The 12,219-nt window shown below is 63.4% G+C and carries 10 protein-coding genes; all 10 read right to left on the bottom strand.

Annotated elements, in window-relative coordinates:
- Nucleotides 1–147: 147 nt before the first annotated feature.
- Nucleotides 148–1,185, bottom strand: coding sequence for a DUF7146 domain-containing protein (locus BW970_RS03000; protein WP_076528509.1), 1,038 nt, complete (start codon nucleotides 1,183–1,185; stop codon nucleotides 148–150).
- Complete coding sequence (locus BW970_RS03005; RefSeq protein WP_076528512.1) at nucleotides 1,185–5,507, bottom strand: strawberry notch-like NTP hydrolase domain-containing protein; 4,323 nt, start codon at nucleotides 5,505–5,507, stop codon at nucleotides 1,185–1,187. Before BW970_RS03005 ends, BW970_RS03000 begins: the two co-directional genes overlap by 1 nt.
- A 159-nt stretch (nucleotides 5,508–5,666) precedes the next feature.
- A complete protein-coding gene (locus tag BW970_RS03010) occupies nucleotides 5,667–6,311 on the bottom strand; it encodes an antitoxin of toxin-antitoxin stability system (RefSeq protein WP_076528514.1) in 645 nt (214 codons plus the stop codon).
- Nucleotides 6,304–6,720, bottom strand: coding sequence for a hypothetical protein (locus BW970_RS03015; RefSeq protein WP_066704139.1), 417 nt, complete (start codon nucleotides 6,718–6,720; stop codon nucleotides 6,304–6,306). The genes BW970_RS03010 and BW970_RS03015 overlap by 8 nt, the downstream gene beginning before the upstream one ends.
- A gap of 65 nt (nucleotides 6,721–6,785) precedes the next feature.
- Nucleotides 6,786–7,334 (bottom strand): hypothetical protein, encoded by a 549-nt coding sequence (locus BW970_RS03020; RefSeq protein ID WP_076528516.1) that lies wholly within the window; start codon nucleotides 7,332–7,334, stop codon nucleotides 6,786–6,788.
- Between the two features lie 198 nt (nucleotides 7,335–7,532).
- Nucleotides 7,533–7,697, bottom strand: coding sequence for a hypothetical protein (locus tag BW970_RS20495; RefSeq protein WP_188475515.1), 165 nt, complete (start codon nucleotides 7,695–7,697; stop codon nucleotides 7,533–7,535).
- Between the two features lie 422 nt (nucleotides 7,698–8,119).
- Complete coding sequence (locus tag BW970_RS03025; RefSeq protein ID WP_076528518.1) at nucleotides 8,120–8,425, bottom strand: hypothetical protein; 306 nt, start codon at nucleotides 8,423–8,425, stop codon at nucleotides 8,120–8,122.
- 96 nt (nucleotides 8,426–8,521) lie between these two features.
- Complete coding sequence (locus tag BW970_RS03030) at nucleotides 8,522–10,660, bottom strand: ParB/RepB/Spo0J family partition protein (RefSeq protein WP_076528520.1); 2,139 nt, start codon at nucleotides 10,658–10,660, stop codon at nucleotides 8,522–8,524.
- Nucleotides 10,661–10,784: 124 nt separating this feature from the next.
- Nucleotides 10,785–11,180, bottom strand: a complete 396-nt coding sequence (locus BW970_RS03035; protein ID WP_076528522.1) for a DUF2958 domain-containing protein — start codon at nucleotides 11,178–11,180, stop codon at nucleotides 10,785–10,787.
- A complete protein-coding gene (locus tag BW970_RS03040; protein WP_076528524.1) occupies nucleotides 11,177–12,166 on the bottom strand; it encodes an ArdC family protein in 990 nt (329 codons plus the stop codon). Before BW970_RS03040 ends, BW970_RS03035 begins: the two co-directional genes overlap by 4 nt.
- Nucleotides 12,167–12,219 lie beyond the last annotated feature (53 nt).

A 12,219-nucleotide genomic window follows, 5' to 3' on the forward strand; every position in this document is an offset into this window, starting at 1 on the left:
ATCAGTCGGGCGCCGCCATTGCCTGACCGGGACGTTTGTGGGCCGATCGCCCTCTCGGAAGGCCAAGGCGCGGTCCTCTGCTGATGACAGGATGCAGCCTGCGCGCATGACCGGATCGGAACGCCCCCGATCACGGCCCCATACCGGCTATGCTATTGAAGCCATGAAGCGGCTGACGTCCTCGGGGGCGATTTGCACCCGGATATCTGCTAGAACGGCATCCAGCCCATGAGTTACGAGATCTTCGTTGAAGTCCCCCATCATGGGCGAGAGCGTGATGGTCTCGATTCCGACCTCGTGCGCCCGGTCCACCAGGCTATCGCGGGCGCTGTTCCCTGCCGGATCGTTATCACGGACAATATAGAGCCTGCGCAGTTGCGGCGGGAACAGAATAGCGGCGAGATGTCCGGCCGAGAGTGCGGAAACCATCGGCATGGTGGGCAGAGCCTGACGCAACGACAGGATGGTTTCGATACCTTCCCCTGCTGCCATGACATCCCGCGCATCACCGAAACGCACTGCATGTCCGAGCAGGTCGCCCATCGCCTTCCTCGGCGGATCGACAGGTGCCTTGCCGGAACCGTCCGGGGCCAGCCATGTGCGGTGTGCCCCGGTAATCCTGCCACCGAAGTCGGTGACGGCGGCGATCATGGCGGGCCATGTTTCGGTCGGGCCATCGTCCTCGGGCCGCCAGTAGCAGCTGGGGTGGAAGCGCAGATTTGCGGTTTGGCGTAAATCCGTAATGCCGCGTCCGCGTAAATACGCTTCTGCGGTATTGCCGATTAGCGGCTGTGTCATGCACCAGAGACGACGTGCCGCCTCGGATGATCCCGATGGTGCAGGCGTTCGGGACGGACGGGATGGTGGCTGCGGTTCAGGATGCGGCAGGCTGAGGAAGTGCCGGGCTTCTTCGGCAACATCTGCGAAGTCGATCAAACCGAGCGAGTCCCGGATCACGTCGAGCAGATCGCCATATTCACCCGTGGCCGAGTCCTGCCATTTCCCGGCAATGCCCTTCACGCTGTCGTGCAACCGGACGAACATCGAGCGGCCAGCCGTGTTTCGGACATCGCCAACCTGCCAGTAATTGCCCTGTTTGCGGCCATTGGAGAGATAGTGGCGGCACACCGCCTCGGCCTGTCGGCCGAGACGCTGCGCCAGTTCGGAAGCGTTGAGACGCGCCATTATGCGGCCTCCCGCTCACCGATGCGCAAGGCCGGGAAGCGGTCAAGCAGTTTGCCGATGATCTCCGGCCCCGTTGCATCGACGGGCACGAAGAAGCGCAGTTTCCACGAGATGATCTCACTGAAGAGGCCATAGGCTCGCAGCCGGTCACGCATCGCATCGGTAAAGCCGGTCAGTTCGATCCGGTTGGCGCCCATGACGCGGACGCGGCGCAGTTGCAGCCCTTCGGCGAGATCAAGGATCGTGCGACCTTCGATCAGCGCGGCATAGGCGGCATCCGGTGTCAGGCTGTTGGTGACGCCACTGGTCGAAGCATTGGCGGCCCAGGCCGGCGATACCCGGCGACCGATGATGCGTTCGCCCTCGTCGGTCTGGAGCCGATAGACGCGGGCGGAGTCCTGCGGCAGGCGTTTCCAGATCGGCAGAAGCAGCCCTGTCACCATATGCAGGATGCTGTCGGTGAACTCCGGCACCTGGGCCAGTTCCGCCTTCCAGGCTGTGGTGAAGGCGGCACGGTCAGCCTCGATCCAATGGGTCTCGCCCATCGCCCGCACCGGAATGTTCATCGCTTCCATCGGCCGGATCAGCCGCACGCGCCTTTCGATCTCACCATCATCCAGCATGACGCTGGTGGTCGGGACCTGAACGGCAGCGCGACCGGATCGCTCGTTGATGAGCAATCTTGCGCGGGGATCATCCAGTTCCGCCAGGGCGGCATCGAGCGTAACCGGCTGATTGCGTTTGCGCTCGGTGAGCGTCAGGAGCCGGGTTTCCGCCCCGGTGCCGGGATGGGTGTGGATGACCTGCCGGTCTGTGACGATGAAGCTTTCGGCCTTCAGCGTCTCCAGCCCCATGTCATAGGTGCCAGATGCGATTGCTCCGTCGATCCGTGCCTGCAGAAGCTGCTCGAAGGCCGAGAACAGGATGCCCTGCAATTCGATGGTCAGCGCCAGCAGGCGGTTGAGGAAGGTGGTGATCGGCGGCAGTTCGTCCTTCACACCGGTGCTGTCCATCAGCTTCAGGCCGGTGGCGGATTCAAACCGTTCGAGCGAGCATCCCTCGACCTTGCCGCGCACGATCAGCAGATAGAGCTGGCGCAACGCATCGCGGGCATAGGCGGATTCCAGATTATCCTCGGGACGGAACAGTCCCTGACCGCCGGTCTGGCGCTGGCCGCGCGTGATCGCGCCCAGAGTGTCGAGGCGGCGGGCGATGGTGGAGAGGAAGCGCTTCTCGGCTTTGACATCCGTGGCAATCGGCCGAAACAGCGGCGGCTGCGCCTGATTGGTCCGGTTGGTGCGGCCCAGCCCCTGAATGGCGGCATCGGCTTTCCAGCCCGGCTCCAGGAGGTAATGCACGCGCAGCCGCTGGTTTCGCGCCGAGAGTTCGGCGTGATAGCTGCGCCCCGTGCCACCCGCATCCGAGAAGATCAGGACGCGCTTCTGGTCATCCATGAAGGCCGAGGTCTCTGCAAGGTTGGCGGAAGGCGCACGGTTCTCGACCGCAAGGCGGGCCGATGCCCCGTCGCCCTTGCGCACGATCCGGCGTGAACGCCCTGTGACCTCTGCCACCATATCCGTGCCGAAACGCTGGACGATCTGGTCGAGCGCACCGGGGACAGGCGGAAGCGAACCCAGCTGCTCCAGCATCTCGTCGCGCCGCGCCACCGCTTCGCGGCATTCCACCGGCTGACCATCGCGGAAGACGGGGCGTGACGACAGGTTGCCCTCGCCATCGGTAAACGGCTCATAGAGCTGCACCGGGAAGGAATGCTGCAAATACGAGCCTACATATTCCCTCGGCGTGACATCGACGGAAATATCGTTCCATTCCTCGGTGGGGATCTCGGATAGCCGGCGTTCCATCAGCGCTTCGCCGGTCGAGACGATCTGGATGACGGCCGCATGGCCCGCTTCAAGATCGGCATCAATGGACCGGATCAGGGTCGGGGTTTTCATGGAGGTCAGCAGATGGCCAAAGAAGCGCTGCTTGGTGCTTTCAAAGGCCGAACGGGCGGCGGATTTGGCCTGCCGGTTCAGCGTCCCATCGCTGCCGGTGATGTTGGCGGCTTCCATCGCCGCGTCCAGGTTTCCATGAATGACAGCGAAGGCGGCAGCATATGAGTCGTAAATGTGCCGCTGTTCGTCCGTGAGCTGATGCTCGATCAGTTCATATTCGACGCCATCATAGGAGAGTGAGCGGGCGGTATAGAGGCCGAGAGATCGCAGGTCGCGGGCCAGGACCTCCATGGCCGCAACGCCACCGGATTCGATCGCCTCGACGAACTCGGCGCGGGTCTGGAACGGAAAGTCCTCACCGCCCCAGAGGCCGAGGCGCTGAGCATAGGCGAGATTATGGACGGTGGTGGCGCCAGTCGCCGAGACATAGACGACGCGGGCGTCGGGCAGCGCGTGCTGAAGCCGCAGGCCCGCACGTCCCTGCTGCGAGGCGGCGACATCACCGCGTTCACCTTTTCCGCCACCGGCATTCTGCATGGAATGGCTCTCGTCGAAGATAATGGCTCCATCGAAATCGGACCCCAACCATTCGACGATCTGCTTGACGCGGGAAACCTTCTCGCCCCGGTCGTCGGAGCGTAGCGTGGCATAGGTGGTAAAAAGGATGCCTTCCGACAGCGTGATCGGCTTGCCCTGCGGGAAGCGTGACAGAGGCGTGACCAGCAGCCGTTCCATGCCGAGCGCCGACCAGTCGCGTTGCGCGTCCTCGATCAGCTTGTCGGATTTGGAGATCCAGATCGCCTTGCGCCGACCGCGAAGCCAGTTGTCGAGAATGATGGCGGCGGACTGGCGACCCTTGCCAGCGCCGGTTCCATCACCGAGCATGAAGCCCCGGCGAAAGCGGATCGATCCGGCAGCATCCTCGGGCGCGGCACTCACATTGTCGAAATGCTCGTCCACGGTCCAGGCGCCGGCGAGATGATCGGCGTGGGCTTCACCTGCATAGATCACCGTTTCAAGCTGGGCGTCCGACAGACGCGCGCAGATGTCGGGCGGCAGCATGGGCCGGTAGGACGGCTTGGGCGGTGCGACCGAGGCCATGGCGGCGGATTGCACCAGCTTGGTCGGATGCGGCTGTGCACCAGCGATACGCAGCGATTGCAGCGCATATTCCTCATAGATCGCGTCGGACAGGCGAGCGCCTTCCGGTGGCGTCCAGTCCACGGTCTCATAGGCGAGTTCGACGCCATCAGGATCATTGGCCGAAGCAGCGACAGATCGCGTAACCGCCGAGCGTGCGAGATAGCCCCGCACGGTCTTCGGCGCGGTGGCCGAAGCGGAAACCACGATCTTCGGCAATGACACTGGCAGGCGCGGCGGAACCTGTTCCTCGATCCATCTGATCAGCGTGGCAACATCAGGCGCGATCCCCGGCGAAGCCGGCAAACTGGCGGGATCGTCGGCGGGCAGTTTGTCGATCACGGTCAGCCGCGTGTCGATCGTGGTGCCGTGCTTTGCATAGACCGCGCCATCGACGGCAGCGCTGAACACCACGCGGCCACGGGCCTGCAAGCGGATGAAGGCGTCCCGCCATGCCGGAGCTTCGGGGCCAAAGCCAGCGCCGGTGATCGTCACCAACCGCCCGCCGGGAGCAAGACGGGCCAGTGCCGCGGCAACATGGCGATAGGCCGCATCCGCGACACGCCCGCTGACATTGGCCATGACCGAGAATGGCGGGTTCATCAGCACCACGGACGGGACAGCATCCGGAGCCAGATGATCATCGATCTGGGCGGCGTCGAAGCGGGTGACGGCAAAAGCCGGAAAGATCTGGGCAAGCAGATCGGCGCGGGTCTCGGCCAGTTCGTTGAGGATCAGCGAGCCACCGATGGTCTGCGCCAGGATCGCCAGAAGGCCGGTGCCCGCCGATGGTTCCAGCACCCTGTCATCGGGCGTAATCGCGGCAGCCGTCAGAGCGGTAAGGCCGAGCGGGATCGGCGTCGAAAATTGCTGGAGGTTTTGGCTTTCCTCGGAACGCCGGGTCTGCGTGGGCAGCAGCGCCGCGATCTTTGCCAGCACGGAAATGCGTGCCGCCGGAGACGCGGCTTTACGGAAAAGCGCCTTTCCGTATTTGCGTAAGAAAAGGACGGTAGCGACTTCGCACGCCTCATAGGCCAGCTTCCAGTCCCAGACGCCAGTAGCGTCGGACGCGCCGAAGGCCGTTTCCATAGCACGGCGCAAGGTGGCGGCATCGATGCGTTCACCGCGTTCGAGAGACGGAAGCAAAAGATTAGCCGCAGCCAGAATCGCGGGCGCAGCCGCCAGTGGCGTGACCGGATCGGCCACGGGAAACACCATGTTCATGTCGGAAACCTCAGGAGAGCAGAAATGGAAGAGTCCGAACAGCGCTCTCTCTCGACCGCCCGGACTTAACCCCTTCCGGCCCGCCTCTGACTCTCAAAGCGCAGCATAAAAAAAGCGCCCCGACCGGACGGTGGGGCGCTTGTCAGTGTCTTCTCGGGATCATCCGAAGCGGCGACCAGCTGTGGTGAAGGTGTATTCATTGGCGGCAATGGTTTCATCGACAGCCTCGTCCGAGGACAGATAATCATACTCGCGCTCAAGCTGGCGGTAGAGCCAGCGGGCCAGATCGCGCAGCGCCTCGATGACCGCCTCCTCGGCATCAGCGGTCATGTCCTGCCAGGTCGGGCTGTCGCGCTCGACCGTGATCGACATGCAGTATTCGTGATAATAATGGCCGCGATGGCTGGCATCGGCGCGAAGCTGATAGAAGTTGCGGCGCTGGACCGCCTGAAGGGCATCGGCGATACGATGCAATTCGGTGTCCTGCGGTGCGTGCTCCCGGATAAGGCGCGGAGCATGTTTCCGGTAGGAATACCACGATTCAAAGCACGCACCGTCACCTTGTGAACAGAAGCCGCGGAACCAGATGCAGGGTTCCTGCCGGGTGCCGCCGCCCATCAATCGGACGGTGCGGGTCTTGAGGTTCAACCCGAGGATTTCCGCGATGCGCTGGAAATCCTCATAGACGGTATCGTACCAGTCATAGTCGAAGCCGCCCTCACGATACCAAGCACGGGCCTTGTCCTTTGCCGCATCAGACAATTCGTTGAGGCGATAGACGGTGGTTTCGATGACCTCAGGCATAGGGGGCTCTCCCTTCCAGAACCGAGGAAAGCCAGCCATCGGTATAGATCCAGTCCACTGTCTCGCCGGTGGCGAGATCAAGGACATGCGCCCCACCACCAAATCCGTCGATGCGCGGTTTCGAGCAGCTATTTGCGTACTGGAAACCCCACAATCCGCTCAGGCCAAATTCGGCAGCGCAGCGTTTGACGAATTGGATGACATGCTCAGGGTCACCCGTGACATCATCGCGCATCCAGAGTTGCGTACCGCCATGCTCTGGCTGGATGGAGAGCAGGAAGCCATCCGAGGGCGGATCCTCAGCGGCATTGTCATCTGCCAGAGCGTTGTAGAGATCGAGCGCGCGGGCGGCGTTTGCGGGGGTGCCTACGTCGAGCAGGCAGGAAAAGTGCATGTAATAGTCGGCCATGACGGTCTCCGGACATGACATGGCTCGGCGTATGGCCGAGCCGAATGGGATGAAATGGGTGAAGCTCAGGCGGCCTGTGGCAGGCGGAGTAGATCGGCCGAGGTTTCGCGCCAGAAGGGATCGACCAATCGGGCCTCCAGCGCAGCGGCGCGGTAACGCAGCCGTCTCGCATCACCGGGGTCCGAGGCCCGGAATGCCATACTGCGCAGGCGGCTGGCCTCGGTCACGATCCTGCGTGCCTCGGCATCGGATGCGACTGGCTGTTGCCAGAGGATAATGCCGGCGTGGATTTCACCGGCGAGGACCAGGCGCTGATCTCGGTCCTGAATGAGCATGATGCGCGGCTGAAAATATGGGAAGCTGTCCGGCCCCGTGCAAATATCACCGCGCGCCACGCGCAAGGCGGCGGCCTGGATGGCCTCTTCCGGTGACGGGCATTCCCCAAGCGGGATCATGCGGTCGAAGCTGTTCGCCGCGTCACTGGCGGCATAGTTGGCGACGCCCAGACAAGAGATGCGCAGCGGCAGCTTTTGCGCTCGATAAAGCGCGGGCAGAACATCGACAGCCAGAATCTGACCGATGGAACGGAAGGTTTCGGAACGGACAAAGGTCATCGGGGTCACTCCATGACGGGCGCCGGTGAGCCTCTCTCTCCGACCCTCAACCCGTCACGGCCGAACGGCCCGCACTCTTCCTCTCTGACCGGGGCAGCCCGGTTCCGCCGTCGGCGATGGGCAACCATCGCGACGCGCTGAAGGCCCGGTCGCGGGCTTGCCGCGGCCAGGCCGTCGGGGATGAGGCGCGGTCGCGCCTTACCACCAAGGATCCAGCTCCAGCTTCACCATGTCGTCGTCGCCGTCGAACTCGGCGGCGGGACAAGCGGCGTGGGTGCCGTCCCCGGCCTGGAACACGACGATCTCGACCATCAGCGTGGCGGCGAGGCTGGCGGCGAAGGCGGTGGCATCTGCATAGGACATGGGTTCCGGCTCCTGTCTTTGGAGGCGGGGGACCATCCCCCGCGCGACAGGCGCCCGAAGTGTCTGACCGGATCTGCAATCACCCTCGGGCGTTCGGACTTTTTCCGAATCCCCGAGGGCGGCACGCTCGCGTAAGCCGACCCTTTACGGGTTGATTGTCAAAGAGACGGATCGGACCAAGGTTTGCGAATGGAAGCGGGGGTGGTGCTTTGCATCTGACAGGATGCCGGATACCCGCCCGCAGATGCTCTGCCGCGCCAGCCTTGCCGCCATGCGGGCATCAGGATCGTGTTCCCATCAGGCTGGAAATGGCCGTCGCTTGCCCATGTGCAGGGATGGCCGGGTTTTGTGGTGAAGCTGGAGGTGGATCTGTGGGGTGAACAGCTATCATCCTCACGGCCCAACACCCCGCGATCGGGTCTTCAGGTCCAAAGTCCATCGGCGATCTCACGCGCGATCATAACGCGGGCCTTCATCATCAGATCGTCGCCTGATGTGTCGACATGACCGAAGAAACGGGCACGAGCGCCATGAGCCGTCCAGTCGGCGTAGCGGCAATATTCACGCGCACTAAGCCGAAAAACCCGCATGTCTTCGGCCCAATGGGGCTTTGGCTCCACGACCACGGTGATGCCGTCGCGGGTTTCCTCCCACGGCAAGCTGCGCTCCGATGGGGAATGTTCGCGATCCTCAAGAAAGATTTGATCGACGTCGATGATGGCGGGCATGGAAGCGCTCCAATGAAAAAGCCCGATCACAAGGACCGGGCGCGTTGCGGAAACGGAGGGTGCAAACGGGGCAGCCGAAGCCGCCCCGCATGAGTGCTATTCAGCAGCGACCATATGCTGTTCTTCCTCGTCGTCAGCCGGGTCGTCCTCGCCATCGCCGGAGAGGAAATCGGGCAGATCGTCGGCTTCCGCCGTAGCACTCGATGCCGGATCGGTCCCGATTCCGTCATCCACCATGCGCAGCGGCTCGGGCAGCCAGCCGGCCTCCGCCAGCAGGCGTTCGGCCTCCTTGGCCATGTCGCCCTTCTTGAGGTGTCCGATCAGTTCAGCGGCGCGGTCTCCGGCTCCTTCGCGCACGGCTTCAAGGATACGCGGCTTGGTCACGCGGCCGAGATAATTGCCAACCGTCGGCCGCCAGCCCACGGCTACCATGTCAAGGCCGGTCGAACGGGCGAGCCGGTCAGCCTGCGACAGGCGGATATCCAGTCCGTGCTGACTGACGCCCGTGCCGCTGTAAGGACTCGGCTTTTCATAGAGCGCGTTGACACCGTAGCTGACGCAATGGGCGAGCAGATCCATGCGCGAACCATCGTCCAGATCGGTCAGCCAATCCCAGAGGGCAGCATCGTCTGCCGGGACATGATCGCCCCAGCGTTCGTGCCGGTCAGCGATGGCCTTGGCCGACGCGCTATCGCGCAGATCCTCGGCCTGTGCGGGCAGATGGACCTCCCGGACCTGTGCTTCCAGGCAACCGCGACTGGAATGCGGCATGAAGCAATCCATGACCAGCCGGTGGAGCAGTGCCGTCACGGCGACATGCGGGTTCACTGCCACGGCATCCCGCAGCGCCAGGGTCCGATGCGCGGTCAGCTCGCTAATCAGACGATCGGGCAGCGGCTTGATGGTGTCGGCATCGTCTTCCTCCTCAGTTTCGACTGCCTGGCCGCCCAGCGTAATGACAGCGCGCTGATGGTTGACTGCCGGTTCTGCCCGCTGGATCACCTCGCCGGTTTCCGGGTCAACGATCTCAGTCTCCGGTTCCGCAGGCGTTTCATCCTCGACGCGAACAAACCCACGTTCGACCAGTAGGGCGCCATCGACGTCGATGCTGATGAATACACCCGCCATGCTGATCTGGTCCGGCTCGAAGGTCATCGGACGGCGCTCGAAGGTTTCCAGCGCCTGTTCGATCTCACCGAGACGGGCGTCGATCTCGTCCGGCAGTTCGTCGGCCTCGCCATATTCCGCTTCAAGCCGCTCATATTCGTCGCGCAATGCCTCGCGGGTTGTGCGCTCTTCCTCGGTCAGGTCGACGGTAGTGCCGACAAGTTGCCGCAGTCCATGATCGTGACCGTAGGGGAAGGTCATGGCGACCTCGACCCATTTCCATCCCTCGGCGGCGATGGTTTCCGCTTCTGCCTTGAGCTTTTCGCCGACCAACCGGTCGAGCAGCACCGGATCCTGGAGCCAACCGCCATCGTCCTGCTGGAAAAGATCGCGCAGCACACAGCCGCCAGCGTCCTCATAGGCATCGATGCCGACGAAGAGCACCCGCTTATCGGCGGCGCGCACCGTGGTTTCGGTCAGCAGGCGGCGGATGTGGTAGGGCTCTTTCTGCCAGCCGTCCTTGATCGCGTCCCATACCTGCTCCTGACGAGCATGGTCAGAACTGACGCTGAAGGCCATCAGCTGTTCCAACGTCATGCCATCCTCGGCATAGACATCGAGCAAGGCCGGTGAAACGGAAACGAGCCGCAGGCGCTGCTTTACTACCTTGGCATCCACGAAGAAGGCGGCGGCGATGGCTTCCTCGGACATGCCCTTTTCGCGCATGGCTTGAAAGGCGCGGAACTGGTCGAGCGGATGCAGCGGTGCACGCTCGATGTTCTCGGCGAGCGACACTTCGTCGATCAGCACATCGGCGCTGGCCTCCGACACGACACACGGGACCGGTGCGATCTTGGCGAGGCGCTTCTGCTTGACCAGCAGTTCCAGCGCCCGGAAGCGGCGACCGCCGGCGGGCACCTCGAACGTGTCGGTTTCCTTGCCTGCGGCATCCACGACCGGGCGGACATGCAGGGACTGGATCAGGCCGCGACGGGCGATGGACTCGGCCAGTTCCTCGACCGAGATCCCGGCCTTGACGCGCCGGACGTTGGACTGGCTGAGCACCAGCTTGTTGAAGGGAATGTCGCGCGAAGACGACAGGGTGATCTTCTGAACGGCAGTGGCCATGTCAGTTACTCCATGACGGACGCCGGTGAGCCTCTCTCTCCGGCTATCAGCCCGTCACGAAGCGAAGCGCCGCCCTCTTCCTCTGAAGAGAGCGACGCCAGCCGCAGAACCTGGAACCCGGAAATCAGGCACTCCGGTTTTCTTTATCGGCGGATGTACCGGAATAGCTCGCCCTGACGCGGTAGAGCAGGCGCTCAGCGGCGCGGATACTGCCGGTCTCACGGGCGGCCTCAGCCCAGACCGAGATCGGGAAATCTCCGGTGAACAGCAGATCGCGCTCGATGCCCATGCCGAAGGGCAGCCGGACTGACTGCATTTCGGTAAGGCTCCACGACCCCAGTTCGGGATAGCCGAGATCAGCCAGGCCGAACATGATGTCGCCGTCCTCGTCCAGTTCGGTGGCGAGCCAGACGCCCTCGCCAAGGGGGTTGAAGAACTTCACGACCGGGATGTGATCCTGATCGCGCTGGCGACCATTCGCCAGCAGGCGGTCTCGCTGTGTGCCGGTGAGGAGGATCATGCCGCGGCCCTCCGGTCGGTTACGCTCGCATCCGGCTCCTCGATCTCCTCGACAGGCAGATGCGACAGCAGCCAGTCCGCCGCCTTGCTGGCCTGCGAGGCTGCGCGGACAATGGCGCGGGAATCCTCGCGCATGACCTCCAGCCACGACCCGATGTAATCGGCATGGCGGACGGTCGGCACGATCCCGAGCGCGGCGCAACTGAAGGCCGCAGTCTGTTCGGCAATCATCTCCTCGAAGGCGTATTTCTTCGAGCCATACGAGCCGGTCAGATCGCGGTTGAGACGGCTGTGATGGCCACTGGCGTGACCCAGCTCGTGCAGGGCCGTCCTGTGCCAGTTGATCGGCTCGAAATAGGCTTGCGGAGGCGGCACCTGCACATAGTCGAGCGAGGGCATGTAGAAGGCACGATTGCCGCCAATACGGAAGTCGATGCCGGTGGCATGGATCAGCGCCTCGACCCGAGATTCGATCAGGCCCGGTGGGGGTGGCGGCGCGATTGCTGTGATGTCATCGGGCAGGCCATCGCATTGTGCGGCATTGAAGACCGTGAACCGCTTCAGGAACGGTATGGCATGCGCATCCTCACCCGTCTCGCGGGCACGGCGTTTCTCGTCCTCGGGAGTGAAACGGTCGGCATAGACAACGGTGGTGCCACGCTCGCCCTTTCTGACATTGCCGCCAAGCGAAAGGGCTTGGCGGAAAGTCAGCCACGCCTGACCGGGGAAGCCGTGCTGGATGACAGCGCCCCAGAGGATGAGAATATTGATGCCGGAATAGGTCCTGCCGGTTGAAGCATTTCTCGGCAAGCCCAGCGGGGCGGTATCGGGCGATGCACCCCAGGGCTGGACCCAGGGCAGCCGCCCTTGCTCCAGCTCGGCGATGATCTTGTTGGTGATGTCGTCGTAAAGGTTGCTGCGCGTGCCACCGTCTGCGGGGCTGCGATCGTCACTCTGAAGGGGGAGTTGCGGGGTCTCCCCGCTGATGGGTGTGCGTCAGCAACGCCAGTGCCGACCAGGGGCTTTCCCCATATCTGGCC

The organism is Gemmobacter megaterium (assembly GCF_900156815.1).
In the GTDB taxonomy this organism is placed as follows: domain Bacteria; phylum Pseudomonadota; class Alphaproteobacteria; order Rhodobacterales; family Rhodobacteraceae; genus Wagnerdoeblera; species Wagnerdoeblera megaterium.